Raw genomic sequence first — 23,060 nt, forward strand, 5'->3', positions numbered from 1 at the left:
GCGCGTCCGCCAGGTTGCCCGGATGCACCGCTCGGCGGTGTGCACGTCGCGCACCGGAACCGCGACCGGGCCGCGGTACCCGGGCCGGGACCCGGGCCCCGTCGGACCGGGATCTGGGCGCGTCCGGGCACGGCGCACATCCGCGCCGGCGAACGCTGCTCGTCTCGTTCGGCCGCGGCGCGCGGCCAGGCACGGCGGCGCCCCGGCGTGCCCCGCCGCCCCGGTCCGGGGCCCGCGGTCTACCGCGCGTTCCCGCGCCCGGCGGCCGGCCGCCCGGCGAGCGCGCTGCCGATCAGGACCATGCGCAGCGACCGTTCGGCCGCGTCCGCCAGGAACTCCCGGGCCCGCAGCAGCGCTTCGGGCAGCGCCATCGGGCCGGGGATGATGGTGCCGTAGGCGTCGACGCCCGTGCCGTGGATCTCGTGCGCGCCCTCGCCGAGGGTGCCGGCCAGCGCCAGGACCGGGCGGCCGTGGAGCTTGGCGCGCCGCGCCACCTCCGCGGGGACCTTGCCGCGCGGGGTCTGGCGGTCGAGGGCGCCCTCCGCGGTGATGACGAGGTCGGCGGCGGCCAGCCGGGCGTCGAGGTCGAGGTGGCCGAGGAGCACCTCGAAGCGGGGGAGGAGCCGGGCGCCGACCGCCGCGAGGCCGGCGCCGAGGCCGCCGGAGGCGCCGGTGCCGGGGCCGCGGCGGAGGTCCGTGCCGGGGGCCGGGAGGTCGCGGGTGAGGACGTCGGCCCAGCGGCCGAGGGCGCCGGCCAGCTCCTCGACCTGCCGCGGGGTCGCGCCCTTCTGCGGGCCGAAGACGCGGGCGACGCCGCGGGGGCCGCACAGCACGTTGTACGGGTTGCAGGCCACCAGCAGCTCCGTCGCCGCCAGCCGCGGGTCGAGTGCGGCGGTGTCGACGCGCGCGAGCCGGGCGAGGGCGGTGCCGCCGGGGGCGAGGTCGCGGCCACCGGCGTCGAGGAGCCGGGCGCCGAGGGCCGTGAGGGCGCCGGCGCCGCCGTCGGAGGTGCCGGAGTCGCCGCAGCCGACGACGACGCGCCGCACGCCGCGGTCGAGCGCGGCGCGGATCAGCTCCCCGACCCCGTACGTCGTGGTGCCGCCCGGGTCGCGGCGGGGGCGGGGCACGAGGGCGAGTCCGGCGACGGCCGCCATCTCGACCACCGCGGTGGTGCCGTCGCCGAGCAGCGCGAAGTGGGTCTCCAGCCGGTCGCCGACCGGCCCGGTGGCGGTGTGCGGCACGAGCCGCCCGCCGGTGGCCGCGGCCAGCGCCTGCGCCGTGCCCTCGCCGCCGTCGACGAGCGGGATCAGGTCGACGGCGGCGTCGGGCAGCACCCGGCCGACGCCTTCGGCGATGGCCTCGGCGGCGGCCTCGGCGGACAGGGATTCCTTGAAGCCGCTGGGGGCGACGACGACGCGGTTGAGCATGAGCGGGCTCCCGGGGTGGAGGGTTGCGAGGGTCGGTCGGCGGGGTCAGCGGGGTCAGCGGGGTCAGCGGGGGGGAGCGGGTCAGCGGTCCGTGACCGGCACCCCGAGCAGCGGCCACACCGCGAGCGCGAACAGCAGCACCAGCGCCGCCGTCAGCGGCGCCAGCACCGCGGCCGTACGCAGCAGATCCCGCGGCGTGTACGTGGGCACGCCCGGCACGGAGAAGAGCGCGACGGGCTTGGCGGACGCGGGCAGCGTCTGGCAGAAGCCGGCCGCGGCGGTGGAGGCGAGGGCGGCGGCGACGGGGTTGACGCCGGCGGCCAGCGCCGCGGCGATCACCAGCGGGACGAGCACGCTGGAGCGCGCCGAGCGGGACTGCAGCACCAGGTGCGCGGCGGTGCTCACGGCGACCACCCCGGCCAGGAACGCCCACGCCGGCACGGCGGAGCCGCCCGGGAGCCCGGAGACCAGCCACGCGGCGGCCGCCGACTCCGACAGCGCGACGCCCATCGCCATCGTCGCCGCCATGAAAAGCAGCAGCGACCACGGCACCGTGCGCAGCGCGTCCTTCAGCCGAACGGTCCCGATCGCCGGCGACGCCGCGACCACCGCGCCGATCAGCGCCACCACCGCCGGCGGCACCCGGTGCACCGGCTCGCTGCACCACAGCGCCACCACCGTGCCGAGCAGCAGCGCGCAGCGCGCCTCCGCCGGCGACAGCGGGCCGGTGACCGGCTGCTCGGCGTGCTCCTGTATCTGCTCCGCGGTCAGGTGCACCGGGCCCTTGCGGTCCACGCGCCGCGTCGTCGTCAGCAGCACCACCTCGGCGGCGAGGTGGGCGGTGGCGATCGCCAGCGGCAGCCCGAGCAGCAGCCACCGCGTGAAGCCGATCTGCTCCCCGGTCGCCTCCCACAGCACCGACACCGTGATCAGGTGCGCCCCGGCGCCGATGAGCGTCGCCACCGCCGACAGCAGGATGACGGTCGGGAACAGCAGCGCCAGCATCACCACCAGCCGCCGCCGCTCGCCGAGCGCCCTGGCCAGGGCGAGGAACACCGGGAGCGCGAGCGCCGCCCGGCCCGAGGTGGCCGGCACGGCGAAGGCGGTGACGACGAGCGCCGCCGTCGTCAGGTGCACCAGCTGCCGTACGGAGCGCGCCCCGGTGACCAGGAACGCCGCCGCCCGGCCCGCGAGGCCCGTGCCCGCCACCGCGGCGGCGAGCACGAACGCGCAGATCAGCAGCCACACCGTCGCGTCGCCGAGGGTGCCGAACAGCGTCTCGCTGTCCAGCACCCCGGTGACGACGAGCGCGAGCCCCGCGCCCAGCGCGATGAACGTGTCGTCGATCGGCGTGCCGATCCAGGCGCAGGTCGCCAGGGCGAACACGGCGAGGGTCAGGCGCCCGTCGGTGCTCAGCCCCGGGGCGTTGCCCGGGACGGCCAGCAGGGCGCAGACGCTGAGGGCCGCGCACAACACCGCGGCCTGGCGCAGGGAGAGGGTCACGTCCTGAGCCTCGGCGGCGGCGGTGAGCGGGTGATGAGCCGAAGATTAAGGAGATTTCACCTTTTACCCGGGTGTCACCCGAAAGAGTGTCAGTGCGACGGCTTCCGTTCATCCGGCCGGCGGGCCGGCAGCCGGTAGCCCATGCCGCGTACGGTCTCCACCCGCTCGGCGCCCACCTTCTTGCGCAGCGCCCGTACGTACACGTCCACGATGTTGGAGCCCGGGTCGAAGTCGTAGCCCCACACGTGGGAGAGGATCTGCTCGCGCGAGAGCACCTGCCCGGGGTGGCGCAGGAAGAGTTCGAGCAGCACGAACTCCCGGGCCGTCAGGTCCACGGTGCGCCCGCCGGCCCGGGCCCTGCGGGTCCGCAGGTCGAGCGACAGGTCGCCGCTGCGCAGCACCGTCACCTCCGGCGCCCGCGCGGCGGTACGCAGCCGCAGCCGCACCCGGGCGAGCAGCTCCTCGAAGCGGAACGGCTTGGTCATGTAGTCGTCGGCGCCGCCTTCGAGGCCCGCGACGGTGTCGGTGACCGACGCCCGCGCGGTGAGCACGATGACCGGCACCGTCGACCGCGCCTCGCGCAGCTGGCGCAGCACGGTGAAGCCGTCCAGGACCGGCAGCCCGATGTCGAGGACGACCAGGTCGAAGCCGCCGGTGAGGGCGAACTCGTACGCGGTGTCGCCGTCGGCGGCGACGGTGGTGGTGAAGCCGTTGGCGCGCAGCCCCTTCTCCACGAAGGAGGCGATACGCTCCTCGTCCTCGGCGATGAGAATCCGGTTCATCACAGACCCCCCTGAAGGATCAGCGTAAAGGTGGCCCCGCCGCCTTCGGTGGGGCCGAGTCCGACGCGGCCGCGGTGGCCCTCGGCGATGGCCTTGACGATGGCCAGGCCCAGGCCCGCGCCGCCGCCGCGGGAGCCGCGGCGCGCGGTGCCGCGGCGGAAGCGCTCGAAGATGAGGTCGGCGTCCTGCTCCGGGACGCCGGGGCCGCCGTCGGCGACGTACAGCTCGACGTGTCCGCCGGCGACCCGGGAGCCGATGCGGATGCGCCCGCCGGGCGCGGTGTGCTGGACCGCGTTCTGGGCGAGCTGCACCATCGCCTGCGTGACGCGCTGCGGATCGAGGTGCACCTCGCCGTCGCCGACCTCGCCCAGCTCCCAGTCCCGTTCGCCCAGCGTCCGGGCCTTGACGAACACGTCCGCGGTCAGCTCCGCCAGCTGCACCGGCTCCGGCGCCACGAAGTCCGGCCGCTCGGCCTTGGCGAGTAGCAGCAGGTCCTCCACGATCCGGGTCATCCGGTCCAGCTCGTCGGTGACCAGCCGCAGCGTCTCCTCGCGCTCCGCCGGGTCCGCGCCCATCAGCTCCAGGTGCCCGCGCACGATGGTGATCGGCGTGCGCAGCTCGTGCCCGGCGTCGTCGACGAACTCCCGCTGCGCGGCGAACGCCCGCTCCAGCCGGTCCAGCATGGCGTTGAACGTGGCGGCCAGCGCCGCCGTCTCGTCCCGGTCGGCGCGCCCGCGCACCGGTATCCGCCGGGTGAGGTCCTGCTCGGTCAGCTGCGCGGCGGTCTCGCCGACCAGCCGGACGGGCGCCAGGATGCGGCCCGCCACCGCCCAGCCGATGGCGCAGACCAGCACCAGCGCCACCGCCGAGATGGCGAGCATGATGACGAACACGTCGGCGACCCGCTCGCGTTCGCGCTCGGTGTGGATGGCGACGACGAACGCCGCCGCGTCCGGCTCGCCCGGCGCGCCGATGCCGACCTTGGCCCAGCGCAGCCCGCCCGAGGGCCGGTCGAGGGTGCCCGTGCGCTCCTCGGACGCGAAGATCTCCCGGCGGCCCGCGGAGTCGGCCTCCAGCGGCCGGGCCACGGTCAGGTCCCGGGGCTGTACGAGCTGCGCCGGACCCCGGCCGGGCCGGCCCACCAGGCCGAGCAGCTCCTCGTCCGGGTCCGCGTACTGCCGCTGCAGGAAGACCCGCAGCAGTCTGCGCGGGCTGGTGAAGGGGCGGCCGGTCTCGGGGTCGACGCCCTCCTCGTAGAGGTTCGCGAACTCCCGCGTCTCCTGCGCCAGCAGCCGGTCCACCCGGTGGTCCAGGTCGCGCAGCAGGATGGACCGGGTGGTGCCGGCGACGGCGGCGAGCGCCGCGGTCATCACCACCAGCAGCCACAGCAGGATGCGGGCGCGCGCGGAGATCATGCGTCAGTCGTCGAACTCGTCGTCGTTGCCGCCGCCGGAGTCGTCGCCGCCGCCGTCGTCGTCACCGCCGTCGTCACCGTCGTCGTCCGTGCCGCCGCCGCCCGGGCCGCCGGCCGGATCCGTCGCGGGCCCGTCGCGTACCGGCGGCGGCGAGACGACCTCGTCGCCGGGCGTGCCCTCGGGGGAGGGCGGGGCGGAGCCCGGCGGGGAGGACCTCCCGCCCTCCATCTCCACCCGGGCGGGCGGGGCCGGCTCCTCCGGGTCGTCGGTCAGGGCGTAGCTGGTCGCGGCGACGCCCAGCGGGATCGCCACGACCGCGGTCAGTGCGGCCATGCGCTGCGAGAAAGCCATGCGTCCGAGCCTGCGGCCGGCGAGGGCGGCGCAGCGTGAAGACCGGATGAGGGATTCTTCATCTGCGGCCCCGGGCGCGCTCCGCGCTACTCCTCCAGGCCGATCGCGAACGCGGCTTCGAGGTCGTGCTGCGAGTACGTACGGAAGGAGATGTGCGTCTCCGTCGCCGCCACGCCCGGGACCTTGCTGATCCGTCCGGGGATCACGTCGGCCAGATCGTCGTGGCGCGCCACCCGGACGAGGGCGATCAGGTTGTGCGCCCCGGTGACCGAGTACACCTCGCTGACCCCGTCGATCGCGGCGATCGACTCCGCGATCTCGGGAATGCGATCCACGTCGGTGTTGATCAGAACGATCGCAGTGATCATGTGTTCGCTCTCCCTCTCGGAACCGCGTGCGGCGCTCACTCTATCTGCCTGCCCCAGACCCCGCTCCAGGTCGTAGGGTGGGGGCACGGCCTGCGACGCCGGACGGCCGGCCCGGGGCCGCGGGGATCGCTGAGGCGGAAAGGTGACCGGTGGTGGAGCCGAGGGAAGGCCCGGGCGTCTCCTCCGAGGAGGACGCGGCCGAGGTGCTCGACGGCCCGCTGCCCGAGGGGGTCCGCCGCCGGATCATCGCGCTGGCGGACGAGTGCTTCGGCGGGCTGACCGTCGCCGAGCTGCCCGTGCAGCTGCGGCAGTACGCCCGGTTCACCCCCTCCCGCCGCGTCCGGCTCGCCGGCAACGCGATCGCGGCCGCGCTGGAGACCGACGCCGCCTTCCGCGACCGGATCGCCGAGCGGGCCGCCGGCCTCCAGCCCGAGTTGGCCGCCGCGCTGCGCGCCGGCAGCCCGCCGGCCGCCGCGGAGCCGGACGACGTCGCGGCGCTCGCCGACGTCCTGCGCCCCCCGGGCTGGGCCAAGCTCATCGCCGCCGCCGGCGAGGAGGAGCAGCGGGCCGGCGACGAGCGGGCCGGCGAGGAGGCTGCCCGCGAGCTGGCCCGGCTGCGTACGGAGCTGTCCGAGGCCCGCGCCGCCGCCCGCGGCGACGCCGAGCGCACCCGGCATGAACTGGAGTCGCTGCGGCGCGAGAACGAGGGGCTGCACCGCCGGCTGCGCGCCGCGCTCAGCGACGTCAAACGCGGCGAGGCGGCCGTGCGCAAGCTGCAGCAGGAGGCCGCCGCCGGCCGCGACGAGGCCGCGGCCCAGCTGGCCGCGGCCGAGAGCGAGGCCCGCCGGCTGCGCGCCCGCCTCGGCGAGGCCGAGTCGGGTCTTGAGGCCAGCCGCCGCGCCGCCCGGGAGGGCCGCAGCGTGGAGGACATGCGCGTACGGCTCCTCCTCGACACCGTCCTCGACGCCGCCCAGGGGCTCCGCCGCGAACTCGCCCTGCCGCCCACCCGGATGACCCCCGCGGACACCGTACGCGCCGTCGAGCCCGGCACGATGTCGCCGAAGGACGTGGCCGCCCGCGCCCTGTCCGCCACCGACCCCGCGCTCCTCGACCAGCTGCTCGCCCTGCCGCAGGCCCACATGGTCGTCGACGGCTACAACGTCACCAAGACCGGCTATCCCACCCTCCCGCTGGAGAAGCAGCGCCTGCGCCTCCTCGGCGGCCTCGCCGGCCTCGCGGCGCAGACGGGCGCCGAGGTGACGTGCGTCTTCGACGGCGCGGAGCTGGCCGCGCCGGTGCTGCTGGCCCCGCCGCGCGGGGTGCGGGTGCTGTTCAGCGACCCGGGGGAGACCGCCGACGAGCTGATCCGCCGGCTCGTACGGGCCGAACCCACCGGCCGTCCGGTCGTAGTGGTCTCCGCCGACCGCGAGGTCGCCGACGGCGTCGCCGCCGCCGGCGCCCGCCCCGTGTCGTCCGCGCTGCTCCTCAAACGGCTCGCGCGCAGCTGACAACCCGGGGAAACGCGGGCGAGTTCGGACATCACGGCTGTCTCGGCCGGGTGTGGACAGTTCGCCGCTCCGAGTCCAACTCGTTGTCGAACGGTGACTACTGGCCGTGTGAGATGAGTAAAGAAACGCGCTTCGGGGGGACTTTTTTGCCGGAGGGATTTGATCGGATCACCGGAGCCTCGTTAGTGTCTGGCGTCGAACCTTCGTGCTGTCGATCGCTCAACCGGAGCGATGGCGAAGGTCCCGCCGGTACCGGGGCGTCCCCAAGCCACGGTCGGGCGGCTGGAGGAAGAGGAGCTCGCCTTCGTGGCGTCCCACCGTCGACCGAAGCAGCCGAACCGGGCCAGGGTCACCGTCTTCACCGCGACCGCCGCCGCGGCCGTCGCCATCTCCACCCAGAGCGCGCACGCCGCTCCCGACAAGGACGACGTCAAGCGGCAGGTGGACAGCCTGTACGAGGACGCCGAGCGCGCCACGGAGAAGTACAACGGCGCCAAGGAGCGGCAGGACAAGCTCGAAGAGGACGTCGAGGAGCTGCAGGACAAGGCCGCCCGCGGCCAGCAGGAGCTGAACGACCTCCGCGACGGCCTCGGTTCGCTCGCCAACGCCCAGTACCGCAGCGGCAGCATCGACCCGTCCGTGCAGCTCTTCCTCTCGGCCGACCCGGACACCTACCTGGACAAGGCGTCCACGATGGACCGGGTCAGCGGCAAGCAGGCCGAGTCGCTGGAGCGCATCGCCGACAAGCAGCGCAGCCTCGCGCAGCAGCGCCAGGAGGCGGGCGAGAAGCTCAAGGACCTGGCGGAGACCCGCAAGGAGCTGGGCGCCCAGAAGAAGAAGGTCCAGGACAAACTGGGCAAGGCCCGCTCCCTGCTCAACCAGCTGACCGCCGCGGAGCAGGCCGCGCTCGCCGAAGAGGAGCAGCGCGCCAGCCGCGAGTCGGAGGAGCGCGTCGACCTCGGCGACCTGCCCCCCGGCTCCTCCCACGGCGCCGCCGCCCTGTCCGCGGCGCAGAGCAAGCTGGGCGCCCCGTACGTCTACGGCGCGACCGGCCCCAGCTCGTTCGACTGCTCCGGCCTCACCGGCTGGGCCTTCTCGCAGGCCGGCGTGTCGCTGCCGCGTATCTCGCAGGACCAGGCCAACGTCGGCACCCGGATATCCTCCGCCAGCGCCCTGCAGCCCGGCGACCTCGTGTTCTTCTACAGCGACCTGCACCACGTCGGCATCTACGCCGGCAACGGCCAGATCATCCACGCCCCCAAGCCGGGCGCCGTGGTGCGCTACGAGTCCGTCGGCAACATGCCCTTCATGTGGGGCGCGCGCGTCTGACGCCACCGACACCCCCCTGACCGGCGGATTCCTCGCCGGTCGGGGGTCGGGTCGTACCTTCTGATCCGCCCGCCGGGGCGGCGGGCCCCGGTTCTCCCGGAATTCTGCGGTCTGCGGATGTCGAGAACCGGCCGCCGGCTCCGTCCCAGGGGCAGCGGCGGCCACCACCGGCCCGCGCACGGCAGAAGGAGAGACCAGCATGGCCATTCAGCGCATGGACAACGTCGGCATCGTCGTCGAGGACATGGACGCCGCCGTCGCGTTCTTCGTGGAACTCGGCATGGAGCTGGAGGGCAGGGCGGAGGTCCAGGGCCCCGTCGCCGACCAGTGCACCGGACTCGACGGCGTCCACTGCGACATCGCGATGGTCCGCACCCCTGACGGGCACAGCCGGCTCGAACTGGCGAAGTACCGCAGCCCCGCGGCGACCAGCGACGGGCCGCGCAACCGGCCGCACAACATCCTGGGCACGCACCGCGTCATGTTCGCCGTCGACGACCTTGAGGACACCGTCGTCCGGCTGCGCCCGCACGGCGCCGAACTCCTCGGCCGGATCGCCCGGTTCGAGGACAGCTACCTGCTCTGCTACGTCCGCGGCCCCGAGGGCATCATCGTCGGACTGGCCCAGCAGCTGCGCTGACACGCGAGCGCGGCAAACGCGACGGGCGGGGACGGACGTACGGCCGAAGGCCGTGCCGGTGTTCGCCGCCGCGCCGCGGGCGGCGGCGGGGCGCGTTCGTCGCGGGACGCGCCACCGTGCCGCCCGTTCGGGCGAATTGCCGACACGGCGCGTTTCGAACGCCCTGCGGGTGACCTGCGTCGGCACCCGGGCGCCGCAACCGCCCCGGAGGGCGGTTCTTGGTCGCCGCGTAGTCGCGTGGTTACTGTCTGCCGCGTGTCAGCACATCGACGATCCACCCGGCCCGGCGGTGCCGGCCGCTTGCGCACCGGCGTCCTCACCGTCGCCGCGGCGGCGGCGCTGTCCGGCTCGCCCGCGGTCTTCGCCGGTCTCTCCGACGCGGCCCTCGCGGCCCCCGACGACCACGTCGAGGCCAGGCAGCGGGTGCAGGACCTCCACGCCCAGGCCGAGCGGGCCACCGAGAAGTACAACGCGGCCCGGGAGCGTACCGCGGAGCTGCGCCGCAAGGCGGCGCGGCTGCAGGACCGCGCCGCCCGCGACCTGGCCCGGATCAACCGGATGCGCACCGCGCTCGGCTCCCTCGCCGGGGCGCAGTACCGCTCCGGCGGCATCGACCCGAACCTGACCCTGATCCTCTCGGCGAGCCCCGAGAACTATCTGGAGAAGGCTGCCACCCTGGAGCGCATCGGCAACCTGCAGAGCGGCCGGCTGCGCCAACTCGTCGGCCTCCAGCGCCGGCTGGAGCAGAAGCGGGTACAGGCCCGCGACACCCTCGCCGAACTGGAGCGCGGCCGCGACGCGCTCGCCCGGCACCGGAGGGAGATCACCGACCGGCTGGCGCAGGCGCGCCGGCTCCTCAACTCGCTGCCCGAGAAGGAGCGCCCCGACGCCGGCCGCCGGGCCTCCCGCTCCGCGGCGGCACCCGACTTCGGCCAAGCACCCGCCTCCGGCCGCGGCGCGCTCGCGGTGGCCGCGGCGCGGGGCGCGGTCGGCACCCCGTACGTGTGGGGCGGCGCGAGCCCGGCGGGGTTCGACTGCTCGGGCCTGACGCAGTGGGCCTATGCCCGGGCGGGGGTGTCGATCCCGCGCACGTCGCAGGCGCAGCGCCACGCCGGCCGCCAGGTGCCGCTGGCCGAGGCGCGGCCGGGGGACCTGGTGACGTACCGGGCGGACGCCAGCCACGTGGGCATGTACGTGGGCGGCGGACAGGTCGTCCACGCGCCGTACCCGGGTGCGGCGGTGCGCTACGACCCGGTGGGCATGATGCCGGTCGCGTCCGTGACGCGCCCGTAGAACCACCCGTCCCCCCCCGGTCCACGTCCCCGACCCGTCCCCCCGGTCCACGCCCTCGACCCCGTCCACGTACACGCCCACGTCCCCCGCACTCCCGCCCCAGGGTAGGCCGCTCCACCGACAGAACCGCCCGGTCACCCGCCCTGGTCGCCCGCCCCGGTCACCCGCGCCGCCCCGCACGGGGCCGGGGCGTCGTACTCTCGGGGCGTGGCGGGAGTGCGGACGGCGGTGCTGGTGCTCTGCACCGGGCTGCTCGCCGCCCTGCTCGCCGGCTGCGGCGACGGCGGCGACAGCGACGGCGGCGTACGCGGCGACCCGCCCGCCACCGACCACGCCGCCACCCGCGCCGTCGCCGACCTCCTCCACCGCCGCTCCGCCGCCGTCCGCGACGGCGACGAGGCCGCCTTCCTGCGCACCGTCGACCCGCAGGCCGCCCCGTACCGCCGGCAGCAGCGCACCGCCTTCCGCAACCTCGGCGCCCTCCCGCTCGCCGCCTGGACCCTCCGCCTCGACGCCCCCGTCCCCGCCGACGCCGACACCGACGCCGACTCCGACACCGGCGACGACGACGGCCGCGTCACCGCCGACGTCCGGCTCGGCTACCGCCTCCGCGGCTTCGACCCCGGCGACGTGACCCACGACCGCCGGCTGGAGTTCGTACGCCGCGACGGCCGCTGGTACGTCGGCGGCCCCGCGCCCGGCACCCGGCCGCAGCCGTGGGAGCAGGGCCCCATGACCGTCGTACGCGGCGCGCGCAGCCTCGTGCTCGGCGTCGGCCGCCCCGAGGCCGGCCTGCGTGAGGTCGCCGCCGTCGCCGACCGCGCCGTGTCCGACGTGTCCGCGGCGTGGGGCCCCGGCTGGCCGCGCCGCGTGGTGGTGCTGGTGCCCGGGTCGCAGGCGGCGATGGGGGAGCTGCTCGGCGCGGGGCCCACGGACTACGCGGGCACCGCCGCCGTCACCACCGGCCGCACCGGCGCGGGCGCCGCCGACGACACCGGCAACGACACCGGTGCCCCGCACCGGCGGGACAGCCGCCGGACCGCCGCCCCCGCCGACCGCGTCGTCGTCAACCCCGAGGCGTACGACACCCTCGGCGTCCCCGGCCGGCGCATCGTCCTCACCCACGAGACCACCCACGTCGCCACCCGCGTCCACACCACCCCGGCCACCCCCCTCTGGCTCTCCGAGGGGCTCGCGGACTGGGTGGGCTTCGGCAGCGTAGGCCGCGGTCCGCGCGCCGGCGCGCCGGAGCTGGCCGGCGCCGTCGCCACCGGCCGGGTGCCGCGGGACTAGGCCGCCGACGCCGACTTCGGCCGCGCCGCGAGCGGCGGCCGGCCGGCGCGGGCGTACGGCGAGGCGTGGCTGGCCTGCCGGATGATCGCGGAGGAGTGGGGCGCGGACCGGCTCCTGGCGCTCTACCGGGCCGTGGGCGCCGCGGACTCGCGCGCGCAGGCGGCCGGCCCGGTGCTGCGGGTGGAGCTGGGCGTGGGGCCGGAGGAGTTCACCCGGCGGTGGCGGGCGTATCTCAAGCGGGAGCTGGGTTGAGCCAGGCCAACCCGTCTTTTGCCTGAGAGGCAAGACATTTGACTCCGGGGCACCCTCCCGGGCTCAATGGGGGACATGAGCCCCGACCACCCCCATGCCCCGCGGCTGCGCGAGCTGCGCCGCCGCGCCGGGCTGACGCTGGAGGCCGGGGCCGCCCGGGCCGAGCTGTCGCCCGCCCACCTGTCCCGGCTGGAGACCGGGCAGCGCCAGCCCTCCCTGCCGGTGCTGCTCAAGCTGGCCCGGGTCTACGGTACGACGGTCTCCGAGCTGCTCGGCGAGGCCCCGGCCGCGCCGACGTCCGTCGTCCGGGGCGCCGACGCCCCCGTACGGGAGGCCGGCGGCTGGTCGTACCGGCCGGCCGGGGGCGCGGACCGCGGGATGCAGGCGCTGCGGGTGCACGTGCCGTACGACGCCGAGCACCGCGACCTCGTCCGCGTCCACCCCGGCGAGGAGTGGCTGTACGTGCTCGACGGGCGGATGCGGCTCGCCCTCGGCGACACCGAGCACCTGCTCGATCCGGGCGACAGCGCCCACTTCGACTCCCTCACCCCGCACCGCATCGCCGCCGCCACCCGCGGCGGGCTCGACCTGCTCTTCGTCCACACCCTGCTGCAGAGCGCCGTCGCCGGGCTGTGCCTGGGCGCCGGCACCCGGCACTGACCCCCAAGGAGAACGCGGTGCCCAAGCGGACAGAGGAGAGATTCCCCCGCGGCCTGGTGATCCGTCTGCTCGTCTACGTCTTCGTCGGCCACCTCTTCGCCGCGTTCCTGCTGCTCCTCTTCAAAGCCGGCGGCGCGTAGCCCGCGCCGCGGAGCCCGTCACCACGTCAGCAGCCCGTCCCGCGCCGGCGCGGTACGCCCCCGCTGCCGCGGCACTCCGGGGTCCGCGCCCCGCGCCCGCCGCCCCGGTTCCGTGACCGTCGAGCGCCACAGCCGTACGCACGCCACCGCCGTCGCCGCGACCAGCAGCCCGTTCCGCAGCGCCAGGAGCGCGATCCCGAACCCGGTGCTCGCCACGACCTCCCCGAACCACACCGGGAACTCCGCCAGCGTCACCCCCGTCGCCGCCAGCACCAGCCCCGCCGGCAGCGCCATCCGCGCCGCCCGCAGCGTCAGGCACACGGCCGCCAGGCCGACGAGCCAGATCAGGTACTGCGGGCTGATCACCCGGCTCGTCGTGGTGAACAGCAGCGTCCCGGCGAACGCCGCCTCGCACCATGTCGTCGCCGTGAACTCCCGCGCCCACAGCCGCCACAGCACCAGCCACCCCATCGCCAGCAACGAGAGCCCCAGCGCCAGATCGCTGACCAGGCCCACCCCCGGGCCGAGGAACTCCATGGAGCCGTAGTGCAGTTCCACCGTGCCGTCCCAGCCGGCGTGCCGGCCGACGTGGAAGACCAGCGCGCCCAGCGACTCCACCTCCGTGCCGCGGTCGCGCTGCGCCGTGAGGAAGCCGAACGCCCCGGGCAGCGCGACGGCGGCGACCAGTGCCAGCGCCGCGGCGGTGCCCGCCGCCGCGCCCCACGCCAGCCGCGTGGCGCGCCCCCGCGCCGCGACGGCGACCGCGGTGACCATCAGGTCGTAGCGGGCGTACGCCGTCGGCCCCAGCAGCGGCACGCCGGCCACCCAGTACCACGCCCCCGCCCGCGAGCCGCGCCGAGCAGAAGCGCCGCCGCCGGCCCGCAGCAGCAGCGCCAGCACCAGCGCGTCCGCCGCGCAGGCAAGCGCGAAGAAGGCGGGCGCGTAACCGAGGAACGGCAGCAGGGCGGGGGAGAGCACCGCGAGCGCCGCGCCCGGCGGGTACTGCCAGCTGACGTCGTCGACGGGGAACGTGCCGGTGCGCAGCACCTCGTACCAGCCGCGGTAGATCACCTCGACGTCGCTGGTGACGTCCGGCCCGGGCAGCGTGACCACCTGCAGCACGAGCAGCAGCAGGCCGACGCGGGTCAGCACCCACGCCGCGGCCGGCGCCGCACCCCGTGCCATCGCTCGACCTCCGCCCCCGCCGCGTGTGCGTCCGACGACACTACGACACGGCTCCGCCCGGCCGCAGGGGCCCGGCACCGCCGGTAGCGGTACTGTCGCCGCGATGCACACGGCACCGACGCACAGAGTCCCCCGCAAGACGCTCGTCGTCACCAACGACTTCCCGCCCCGCCCCGGCGGCATCCAGAACTTCCTGCACAGCATGTGCCTGCGGCTCGACCCGGAGCAGGTCGTCGTCTACGCCTCCAGCTGGAAGCGGGACGCCGAAGGCCGCGCCGCCACCCGGGACTTCGACGCCCGGCAGCCGTACGAGGTGGTCCGCGACCGCGCCACGCTGCTGCTGCCCACCCCGCGCGTCGCCCGCCGCGCCGCTGGGGCTGCTGGCGCCCGCGCTGCGGCGCGCCGGCGCCGAGCGGATCGTCGCCACCACGCACGGCCACGAGGCCGGCTGGGCCCGGCTGCCCGCCGCCCGGCACCTGCTGCGCCGCATCGGCGCGTCGACGGACACGCTCACGTACCTCGGCGACTACACCCGCTCCCGGATCGCCCGCGCGCTCACCCCCGAGGCCGCCGCGCGCATGGTGCGGCTGCCGCCGGGCGTCGACGAGCAGGAGTTCCACCCCGGCTCGGGCGGCGCCGCGGTGCGCGCCCGCCTCGGCCTCGCGGACCGGCCGGTCGTCGTCTGCGTCTCCCGGCTGGTGCCCCGCAAGGGCCAGGACACCCTGATCCGCGCCCTGCCCCGGGTCCTGGCGGCGCAGCCGGACGCGGTGCTGCTGATCGTCGGCGGCGGCCCGTACCGCGGGGAGCTGGAGAAGCTGGCGGCGGCGACCGGCGTCGCCGGCGCGGTGCGCTTCACGGGCGCGGTGCCGTGGGAGGAGCTGCCCGCGCACTACGACGCGGGCGACGTGTTCGCCATGCCGTGCCGCACCCGCCGCGGCGGCCTCGACGTGGAGGGGCTGGGCATCGTGTACCTGGAGGCGTCCGCGACCGGGCTGCCGGTCGTCGCGGGCGACTCCGGCGGGGCCCCGGACGCGGTGCTCGACGGCGAGACCGGGTGGGTGGTGCGCGGCGGCCCGGAGCGGCAGGCGGCACAGGCGGCGGAGCGCATCGTGACGCTGCTGGGCGACCCGGAGCTGCGCGCACGGACGGGGGCCCGGGGGCGGGCGTGGGTGGCGGAGCGGTGGCGCTGGGACCTGCTGGCGGAGCAGCTGGCGTCGCTGCTGTGAGGCGCGGCCGGGACGTCGGCGCCGACGGCGTGCCGGGCGGGGCGCTGCGCGCGGGGCGCAGGCGGGCGCGTGCGGTACGGGCTGTACCCTGCGGCTCTACCGCTCGTACAGCGCCTCGATCTCCGCCGCGAAGCTGTCCGCCACCACGGCCCGCTTCAGCTTCAGCGACGGCGTCAGCAGCCCCGACTCCTCCGTGAACTGCCCCGGCAGAATCCGGAACCTGCGCACCGACTCCGCCCGCGACACCTGCGCGTTGCCGTCGTCCACCGCCAGCTGCACCGCGGCCAGCAGCTCCGGGTCGTCCGCCAGCTCCGCCGCCGTCCGGCCCGCCTTGCCGGCGTCCTGGGCCCACCTGCCGAGGAACTCCTCGTCCAGCGTGATCAGCGCCCCGACGAACGGCCGCCCGTCGCCGACGACCATGCACTCCGCCACCAGCGCGTGCGCCCGGATGCGGTCCTCCAGCACCGCGGGCGCGACGTTCTTGCCGGCGGCCGTGACGATGATCTCCTTCTTGCGGCCGGTGATGGACAGGTAGCCGTCCTCGTCCAGGCTCCCCAGGTCGCCGGTGCGGAACCACTCGCCGTCCAGCGCGGCGGCCGTCGCCTCGTCGTTGCCCCAGTACTGCTTGAAGACGTTGCCGCCGCGCACCAGCACCTCGCCGTCGTCGGCGATGCGGATGGTGCAGCCGGGCAGCGGCTGCCCGACGGTGCCGATCTTCGGCCGCTGCACCGGGTTGACGGTGATCGCGGCGGCGGTCTCGGTCAGGCCGTAGCCCTCCAGCACGGTGAAGCCGATGCCCCGGTAGAAGTGCCCGAGCCGTTCGCCCAGCGGGGCGCCGCCGGAGATGGCGTGCGTGGCCCGGCCGCCGAGCACGGCGCGCAGCTTGGCGTAGACGAGCTTGTCGAAGAGCGCGTGCCGCAGCCGCAGCCCGAGGGCCGGGCCGCCGGTGTCCAGGGCGCGGCTGTACGCGATGGCGGTGTGGGCCGCCCTGTCGAAGATCTTCCCCTTGCCGTCGGCCTCCGCCTTGGCGCGCGCGGAGTTGTAGACCTTCTCGAAGACGCGGGGCACGCCGAGCAGCAGCGTGGGTTTGAAGCCGGCGAGGTCGTCGGTGAGGTTCTGCACGTTCGGCGCGTGGCCGAGTCTGATCGGGGCGAGCAGTGCCGCGATCTCCACCAGCCGGCCGAAGACGTGCGCGAGCGGCAGGAAGAGCAGGATCGAGCCCTCGCCGGCGCGGAACAGCGGGCGCAGCTGCTCCACGGCGTTGCCGCACTCGGCGAGGAACTCGCCGTGGGAGATGACGCAGCCCTTGGGGCGGCCGGTGGTGCCGGAGGTGTAGACGAGGGTGGCGGGGGAGTCGGCGCCGGCGGCGGTGCGGTGCTTCTCCAGCACGGTGTCGGACACCCCGGACCCGGCGGCCGTCAGCGCGTCGACCGCGCCCTCGCCGTCCCCGTCCGCGTCGATCTGCCACACGTGCCGCAGCGCCGGCACCCGGTCCCGTACGGACGCGACCGCCGCGGCGTGCTCCGCGGTCTCCACCACGCACGCCACCGCGCCCGAGTCGCCGAGGATCCACTCGATCTGCTCCGGCGAGCTGGTCTCGTACACCGGCACCGTGACGCCGCCCGCGGTCCAGATCGCGAAGTCCAGCAGCGTCCACTCGTACCGCGTACGGGACATCAGCCCCACCCGGTCCCCGGGCCGCAGCCCGGCCGCGACCAGGCCCCGGGCCGCCGCCTCCACCTCCGCGAGGAAGCCGGCGGCGGACACGTCCGCCCAGTCGCCGGCCGCGTTCTTGCGGGCGACGACCGCGAGGTCGGGGGTCCGGGCGGCGTTGGTGCGGATCAGGTCCGCCAGGTTGGCGTCCGCCGGGACCTCGTACAGGGCGGGAAGGGCGAACTCTCGCAAGACGCTGCTCCTCGACGTGCCGGTGGGCCATCTGTGACCCTATCCCCACCCGGGTGCCCCGCGGCAGTGGCGCAGCTCACCGCCGGACGACGCCGCGCGGGCGCGGGGCGGGTCGCAGGACGGGTGCCCGCGGGCGCGGGAACGCGGCGGAAGTAGGGTGATCGCATGAGGGTCCACGTGGTCAGCGACGTGCACGGCAACAGCGCCGACCTGGCCCGCGCGGGCGACGGCGCGGACGCCCTGGTCTGCCTCGGCGACCTCATCCTCTTCATCGACTACGCCGACCACTCGCGCGGCATCTTCCCCGACCTCTTCGGCGTCGCGAACACCACGCGCAGCGTGGAGCTGCGGACCGCCCGCCGGTTCGACGAGCACCGCGACTTCGTGCGCTCGCTGTGGGCGGGCATGGACAGGAGCGGGGAGATCGAGAAGGCGGTGCGCAAGCAGTACGCCGAGCTGTTCGCGGCCTTCCCCGCGCCGACGTACGCCACCTACGGCAACGTGGACATCCCCCGGCTGTGGCCCGAGTTCGCCCGCGAGGGCACGACGGTGCTGGACGGCGAGCGGGTGGAGATCGGCGGGCTGGTCTTCGGCTTCGTCGGCGGCGGGCTGCAGACGCCGATGCGCACGCCGTACGAGATCGACGACGAGTCGTACGCCGCGAAGGTCGCCGCCCTCGGCGACGTCGACGTGCTCTGCTCGCACATCCCGCCGCTCGTCCCCGACCTCTGCTACGACACGGTGGCGCGCCGCTTCGAGCGGGGCAGCGAGGCGCTGCTGGAGGCGGTGCACCGGGTGCGGCCGCGGTACGCGCTCTTCGGCCACGTTCACCAGCCGCTGGCGCAGCGGATGCGGGTCGGGGTGACGGAGTGCGTGAACGTCGGGCACTTCGCGTCCCGCGGGAGGCCGTGGGTTCTGGAGTGGTGAACCGGGCGCGGTAACCTTCAGCGCGGACGGTTGACGGAGGAGCCCAGGCATGGCAGAGCACACCAGGTCGAGTATCACCATCGACGCCGCGCCGGACGCCGTGATGACGGTGATCGCGGACTTCGACCGCTACCCGGAGTGGACCGGCGAGGTGCGGCGGACCGAGGTGCTCGAAGCGGACGGGCAGGGGCGCGCGGCGCGGGTGCTGCTGGTGCTGGACGCGAAGACGATCCGGGACGAGCAGACGCTGGCGTACACCTGGGCGGGCCCGCACGAGGTGCGCTGGACGCTGGAGAGGTCGCAGATGCTGCGCGCGCTGGACGGGGCGTACCTGCTGAAGCCGCTGGCGGGCGGGGAGCGCACCGAGGTCACGTACGAGCTGACCGTCGACGTCAAGATCCCGATGCTCGGGATGATGAAGCGCAAGATGGAGAAGATCATCATCGAGCGGGCGCTGGACGGGCTGAAGAAGCGCGTCGAGAGCGGCCCGGACACCTCCGCCGGCTCCGGTACGGACTGACGTCCGGCGTGCGCACGATCCTCGTCACCGGGGCGGCGGGCGCCGGCCGTACGACGGTCGCGGCGGCGACCGCGCTGTGCGCGGCCCGCGAGGGGGCCCGGGTGCTGCTGCTGAGCGCGGACCCGGAGGCGGGCGGGCTGCTGGCGAGGCTGCCGGAGCCGCGGATTCCGGCGCCCCGGCCGGAGACCGGGCCGGAGCCGGACGCGCCGGAGCAGGACCCGCCGGGCGGCGCGGCGGAGTGGCCCGGGGAGGTACCGCCGTGGACGGAACCGGTCCGGATCGAGGACGGGCTGTGGGCGGCGCGGCTGCGCGGTGCCGAGTCGGCGGCGGAGGCGCTGGCGGTCTGGCAGGAGAGCCACGCGGACACCCTCGACCTCCTCGGCGCGACACCGCTGGCGGCCGAGGAGCTGACGCCGCTCCCCGGCAGCCGCGAGTACGCGCTGCTGCGCGCGCTGGTGACGCTGTACGAGACGCCGGCGGGCGGCGGCGCCGGGGGCGCGCCGCCCGGGCCCTGGGACCTCGTCGTGGTGGACATGCCCGCGGTCCGCGAGACGCTGCGGGTGCTCGCGCTGCCCGAGCAGCTGCTGCGGTACCTGCGCCGGCTGCTGCCCGCCGAACGGCAGGCCGCGCGGGGGCTGCGGCCGATGCTGGGCCGGCTGCTCGGGGCGCCGGTGCCGGCGGAGCAGGCGTACGAGGCCGCCGCCCGCTGGGAGCACCGGCTGCAGGCCGTACGGGAGGCCGCGGAAGCCGCCGGGACGGGCGTGCGGCTCGTCCTGGAACCCACCGCGCGCCAGGCCCGCGAGCTGCGCCGCCTCCGCGCGGCGCTCGCGCTGCAGGGCTGCACGGTCGAGGCCGTCGTCGCCAACCGCGTCCTGCCGGCCGGCTCCGAGGACGCCTGGTACGCGACCCTCGCCGACGCGCAGCACCGCGTGGTCAAGGAGCTGGGCACCGAGCTGCGGGCCGCGGGCAGCGCGTTCTGCGCGCTGCCGCACCTGGGGCCGGAGCCGCAGGGCCCGGTCGCCCTCGCCGCGCTGGCGGAGGCGGTGCCCGAGCCGGGGGCGGTACGGGCACGGGCCGCGGCCGGTGCGGGCGGCCACGGGGACCCGGCGGAGGTCGACGACCTGCTGGCCGACGAGGGAGCGCTGCGGTACCGGCTGCCGCTGCCCGGCGCCGAACGGGCCGACCTCACCCTCGTACGCCGCGGCGACGAGCTGCTCGTCACCGTCGCCGGCCACCGCCGCGCGCTGCCCCTGCCGGCCGCGCTCCGCCGCTGCACCATCGACCGCGCCGGCCTCCACGACGGCGAGCTGCACATCCGCTTCACCCCGGACCCCGAGGTCTGGCCCCAGCCCCGCTGAGCCCTCCGCCGCCCGCCCCCACCTGCGGCGCTCCCCGCACCGCCGGCACCGCCCGGCCGCCCCCCGCCCGGACAACCCGCTGCGCGGCGGTGAACGTGAAGTCCCTGTTCGGGTACCTTCGATGTATGAGTGATGCCATCGAGCGCCCTGACCCCGGCGCGGCCTCCACCGCCCCGGACCCGGACGCGTGGGCCCAGGCGTGCGCCGAGGACTTCGCTGCCGAGCAGGCCCGGCGGCGCGCGGTCTACGGGCCCGAGCCCGTCAGCGCCGCCGAGGAGCTGCGCCGCTTCTTCGACTCCCTGGCCGACAAGGTCTCCGAGCTGCGCGCCCCCGGCGCGACCGGCGGCACCGCCGCCGTCGCGCAGACCGCCGCGCAGCAGTTCGCCAAGCAGTTCCTCACCTCCGTGAAGACGGTGGTCGAGCCCGTCGTGGAGCGCAATCCGCAGATCTTCGACCACCTCGCCACCGCCGGCACGGAGATCGCCGCCGCCTACCGCGCCGCAGTTCAGCGGCAGGAGGCGGACTGGTCGCGGGACGACGAACCGCCCAGCAGCCCCGAGCAGATCGACCTCGACTGACGGCCGGGTCCCGCGGCGCCTCCGGTAATGTGAGGAGGCGCAGCGGGGCTCGAACCGAATATCCGAGGGAGACATGGGACTCACCATCGGCGTCGACATCGGCGGCACGAAGATTGCGGCCGGTGTGGTCGACGAAGAGGGCTCGATTATCGAGACGAGCACGGTACCGACCCCCGGGACACCCGAAGGCGTCGTCGACGCCATCTGCGCGGCGGTCCAGGAGGTCACGTCCGCCACTCCGGCCGAGGCCGTCGGCATCGGCGCCGCGGGGTACGTGGACGACAAACGGGCCACCGTGCTCTTCGCCCCGAACGTCAACTGGCGCTTCGAAGCGCTGAAGGACAAGGTCGAGCAGCGCATCGGCCTGCCCGTCGTGGTCGAGAACGACGCCAACGCCGCCGCCTGGGGCGAGTACCGCTTCGGCGCCGGCCAGGGCCACGACGACGTCGTCTGCATCACCCTGGGCACCGGCCTCGGCGGCGGCGTGATCATCGGCGGCCGGCTGCACCGCGGCCGCTTCGGCGTGGCCGCGGAGTTCGGCCACATCCGGGTGGTGCCCGACGGGCTGCTGTGCGGCTGCGGCAGCCAGGGCTGCTGGGAGCAGTACGCCTCCGGCCGCGCCCTCGTGCGGTACGCGCGCCAGCGCGCCGCCGCCACCCCCGAGTCCGCCGCGAAACTCCTCGCCCTCGGCGACGGCACCCCGGAGGGCGTTCAGGGGCGGCACGTCAGCGAGGCGGCCCGGCAGGGCGACCCGGTGGCGGTCGACTCGTTCCGGGAGCTGGCCCGTTGGGCCGGGTCGGGACTCGCCGACCTGGCGTCGCTCTTCGACCCGTCCGCGTTCATCGTCGGCGGCGGCGTGTCGGACGAGGGTGACCTCGTCCTCGACCCGATCCGCAAGTCGTTCCGGCGCTGGCTGGTGGGCAGCCAGTGGCGGCCGCACGCGCAGGTGCTCGCCGCCCAACTCGGCGGTCGCGCCGGGCTCGTCGGCGCCGCCGACCTGGCCCGCCAGGGCTGACGGACCTGACCGCCGCCGCGGCCCCGCGGGGGTAGTCTCAGGCGGGTGCTGCCCGACCTTCCCGCCTCGCGCACCGAGCCGGACGGCTCCGCCGTCGTCCGGCTGCTCAGCTACAACATCCGCTCCATGCGCGACGACACCGCGGCGCTCGCCCGGGTGATCCGGGCCTGCGCCCCGGACGTCGTCTGCGTGCAGGAGGCGCCGCGCTTCTTCCGGTGGCGCAAGAAGGCGGCGCGGCTCGCCCGCGCCACCGGCCTGCTGTACGTCGCGGGCGGCGCCACCAGCGCGGGTCCCATGCTCCTCGCCGGCCTGCGCGCGCACGTGGAGCGCACCGACGAGACGCTGCTGCCCCGCACCCCCGGCCTGCACCAGCGGGGCCTGGCGACGGCTGTGCTGCGCTTCGGCGGCGCCCGGCTGGCCGTCGTCAGCACCCATCTGAGCCTCGCCCGGGCCGAGCGCTACGAGCAGGCCGGACTGCTCCTCTCCCACGTGCGGGCGCTCGGCGAACCGCACGTCGCGGTCGCCGGGGACCTCAACGAGCGCCCCCAGGGCGCCGCGTTCCGCCGGCTGACCGCCGAGCTGCAGGACTGCTGGGCGGCACGCCCCTGGGGCGGCCGGCTCACCTCCACCGCGCTCGACCCGAAGAAGCGCATCGACGCCGTGCTTGCCACCGCGGCGGTCGAGGTGCTGGCCTGCGGCGTCCCGGCGGGCCTGCCGGGCGTCTCCGCGGCCGACCTCCGCGACGCCACCGACCACCTCCCCGTCCTGGCCGCCCTGCGGGTGCCCGCGTCCGGCCCGGCCACGGCCGCCGTCTGACCTCGTCCACGACGCCGGAGGAGCGCGGGCGCCGCATTCCCGGGTACGCGTGCGTGTCCGGGGCGGTGTACGGCGGCGGCGTGCCGGTCGAAGAGGGCGGCGAACGCCTCCGGTTCCGTGCGGAGCCGGGGCCGGTGGGTCAGACGACCGCGCCGCCGTTCGGGGGCTCGTCGTCATCGTCGTCCCCGGTGCGCATCCGGGCGACGAGCGTGCCGAAGCCGCCGAGGAAGCCGCCGATGCCGAGCACCGCGGCCCACCAGGTCATCGGCTGCTGCAGGAGGAGCATCGTCAGCAGGAGCAGCGGGCCGCCGAGGACCGCGATCCAGGCGAACTTGGTCGTCGTGTCGGCCTTCGGCAGCGGCGGCGGCTCGGGCGGGACGAAGTGGCCCTCGTCGGTCTCGTCGAGGTCGTCGTCCGAGGGCTCCGCCGCCTTCCAGTCGCGCGGGCCGGTGCCCGCGGAGAAGACGATGAAGGTGGAGCCGCCGGCCGCCGCCCCGGCCGCCGCGCCGCCGCCGGTGCCGTCACCCTCGGCGGCGCCGTCGCCGGCGTGCGCGCCGTCCGCGTCGTTG

20 protein-coding genes and 3 pseudogenes are annotated in these 23,060 nt (G+C 75.9%); 14 read left to right on the forward strand and 9 right to left on the reverse strand.

The annotated features are described in order from the left end of the window. Positions 1-239: 239 nt before the first annotated feature. From ABD317_RS14730 to ABD317_RS14755, 6 genes are all read right to left on the reverse strand, one after another. Positions 240-1,427, reverse strand: a complete 1,188-nt coding sequence (locus ABD317_RS14730) for a glycerate kinase family protein (protein ID WP_344290440.1) — start codon at positions 1,425-1,427, stop codon at positions 240-242. An 81-nt stretch (positions 1,428-1,508) separates the two neighbouring features. Next, positions 1,509-2,930 (reverse strand): SLC13 family permease, encoded by a 1,422-nt coding sequence (locus tag ABD317_RS14735; protein WP_344290441.1) that lies wholly within the window; start codon positions 2,928-2,930, stop codon positions 1,509-1,511. 89 nt (positions 2,931-3,019) lie between these two features. After that, positions 3,020-3,712 (reverse strand): winged helix-turn-helix domain-containing protein, encoded by a 693-nt coding sequence (locus ABD317_RS14740; protein ID WP_027753749.1) that lies wholly within the window; start codon positions 3,710-3,712, stop codon positions 3,020-3,022. Continuing rightward, positions 3,712-5,127: a sensor histidine kinase gene (locus ABD317_RS14745; protein ID WP_344290442.1), complete on the reverse strand. Its 1,416-nt coding sequence runs from the start codon at positions 5,125-5,127 to the stop codon at positions 3,712-3,714. The genes ABD317_RS14740 and ABD317_RS14745 overlap by 1 nt, the downstream gene beginning before the upstream one ends. 3 nt (positions 5,128-5,130) lie before the next feature. Next, on the reverse strand, positions 5,131-5,478 hold the full coding sequence (locus ABD317_RS14750; protein ID WP_344290443.1) for a hypothetical protein: 348 nt from the start codon (positions 5,476-5,478) through the stop codon (positions 5,131-5,133). An 86-nt stretch (positions 5,479-5,564) separates the two neighbouring features. After that, positions 5,565-5,846, reverse strand: coding sequence for an Lrp/AsnC ligand binding domain-containing protein (locus ABD317_RS14755; RefSeq protein ID WP_027753746.1), 282 nt, complete (start codon positions 5,844-5,846; stop codon positions 5,565-5,567). Positions 5,847-5,995: 149 nt separating this feature from the next. On the opposite strand from ABD317_RS14755, the gene ABD317_RS14760 reads away from it, so the two are divergent. The 7 genes and pseudogenes from ABD317_RS14760 (at position 5,996) to ABD317_RS14795 (ending at position 12,961) form a co-directional block, all read left to right on the forward strand. Further along, positions 5,996-7,354: an NYN domain-containing protein gene (locus ABD317_RS14760; RefSeq protein WP_344290444.1), complete on the forward strand. Its 1,359-nt coding sequence runs from the start codon at positions 5,996-5,998 to the stop codon at positions 7,352-7,354. Positions 7,355-7,660: 306 nt separating this feature from the next. Beyond that, positions 7,661-8,683 (forward strand): C40 family peptidase, encoded by a 1,023-nt coding sequence (locus ABD317_RS14765; RefSeq protein WP_344290445.1) that lies wholly within the window; start codon positions 7,661-7,663, stop codon positions 8,681-8,683. Between the two features lie 199 nt (positions 8,684-8,882). Beyond that, the gene (locus ABD317_RS14770; protein WP_344290446.1) at positions 8,883-9,323 is read left to right on the forward strand and encodes a VOC family protein; all 441 of its coding nucleotides are present in this window, start codon (positions 8,883-8,885) and stop codon (positions 9,321-9,323) included. 255 nt (positions 9,324-9,578) lie between these two features. Further along, positions 9,579-10,616: a C40 family peptidase gene (locus ABD317_RS14775; protein ID WP_344290447.1), complete on the forward strand. Its 1,038-nt coding sequence runs from the start codon at positions 9,579-9,581 to the stop codon at positions 10,614-10,616. Positions 10,617-10,823: 207 nt separating this feature from the next. Continuing rightward, positions 10,824-12,161 (forward strand): annotated as a pseudogene (locus ABD317_RS14780) (hypothetical protein). A gap of 66 nt (positions 12,162-12,227) precedes the next feature. Next, positions 12,228-12,821 carry a helix-turn-helix domain-containing protein gene (locus ABD317_RS14790; RefSeq protein ID WP_344290450.1) on the forward strand — a complete coding sequence of 198 codons (594 nt, stop codon included), beginning with the start codon at positions 12,228-12,230 and terminating at the stop codon, positions 12,819-12,821. A gap of 17 nt (positions 12,822-12,838) precedes the next feature. Next, positions 12,839-12,961, forward strand: a complete 123-nt coding sequence (locus tag ABD317_RS14795; RefSeq protein WP_234019953.1) for a DUF6126 family protein — start codon at positions 12,839-12,841, stop codon at positions 12,959-12,961. Positions 12,962-12,979: 18 nt separating this feature from the next. Here the strand turns inward: ABD317_RS14795 and ABD317_RS14800 are convergent, their stop codons facing one another. After that, positions 12,980-14,146 carry a glycosyltransferase 87 family protein gene (locus tag ABD317_RS14800; protein ID WP_344290451.1) on the reverse strand — a complete coding sequence of 389 codons (1,167 nt, stop codon included), beginning with the start codon at positions 14,144-14,146 and terminating at the stop codon, positions 12,980-12,982. Positions 14,147-14,249: 103 nt separating this feature from the next. Between ABD317_RS14800 and ABD317_RS14805 the strand changes: the two are divergent. Continuing rightward, positions 14,250-15,372, forward strand: a pseudogene (locus tag ABD317_RS14805) (glycosyltransferase family 4 protein). A gap of 96 nt (positions 15,373-15,468) precedes the next feature. Here the strand turns inward: ABD317_RS14805 and ABD317_RS14810 are convergent. Next, complete coding sequence (locus tag ABD317_RS14810) at positions 15,469-17,277, reverse strand: AMP-dependent synthetase/ligase (RefSeq protein ID WP_344290452.1); 1,809 nt, start codon at positions 17,275-17,277, stop codon at positions 15,469-15,471. A gap of 165 nt (positions 17,278-17,442) precedes the next feature. Between ABD317_RS14810 and ABD317_RS14815 the strand changes: the two genes are divergently transcribed. The 6 genes from ABD317_RS14815 to ABD317_RS14840 all read left to right on the forward strand — a co-directional run bounded on the left by ABD317_RS14815 (position 17,443) and on the right by ABD317_RS14840 (position 22,491). Continuing rightward, entirely contained in the window at positions 17,443-18,204 is a 762-nt protein-coding gene (locus ABD317_RS14815) for a metallophosphoesterase family protein (RefSeq protein ID WP_344290453.1), read from the forward strand. A gap of 49 nt (positions 18,205-18,253) precedes the next feature. Continuing rightward, positions 18,254-18,724: an SRPBCC family protein gene (locus tag ABD317_RS14820; RefSeq protein ID WP_344290454.1), complete on the forward strand. Its 471-nt coding sequence runs from the start codon at positions 18,254-18,256 to the stop codon at positions 18,722-18,724. Positions 18,725-18,732: 8 nt separating this feature from the next. Beyond that, entirely contained in the window at positions 18,733-20,082 is a 1,350-nt protein-coding gene (locus ABD317_RS14825) for an ArsA family ATPase (protein WP_344290455.1), read from the forward strand. A gap of 125 nt (positions 20,083-20,207) precedes the next feature. After that, positions 20,208-20,660, forward strand: coding sequence for a DUF5304 family protein (locus ABD317_RS14830; RefSeq protein ID WP_344290456.1), 453 nt, complete (start codon positions 20,208-20,210; stop codon positions 20,658-20,660). A 73-nt stretch (positions 20,661-20,733) separates the two neighbouring features. Further along, positions 20,734-21,675, forward strand: coding sequence for an ROK family glucokinase (locus ABD317_RS14835; RefSeq protein WP_344290457.1), 942 nt, complete (start codon positions 20,734-20,736; stop codon positions 21,673-21,675). 45 nt (positions 21,676-21,720) lie between these two features. Beyond that, a complete protein-coding gene (locus ABD317_RS14840) occupies positions 21,721-22,491 on the forward strand; it encodes an endonuclease/exonuclease/phosphatase family protein (protein WP_344290458.1) in 771 nt (256 codons plus the stop codon). A 139-nt stretch (positions 22,492-22,630) separates the two neighbouring features. Here ABD317_RS14840 and ABD317_RS14845 read toward each other — a convergent pair. Then, positions 22,631-23,060, reverse strand: a pseudogene (locus ABD317_RS14845) (hypothetical protein); the annotation flags it as partial.

The organism is Streptomyces synnematoformans (assembly GCF_039531005.1).
Classification (GTDB): Bacteria; Actinomycetota; Actinomycetes; order Streptomycetales; family Streptomycetaceae; genus Streptomyces; species Streptomyces synnematoformans.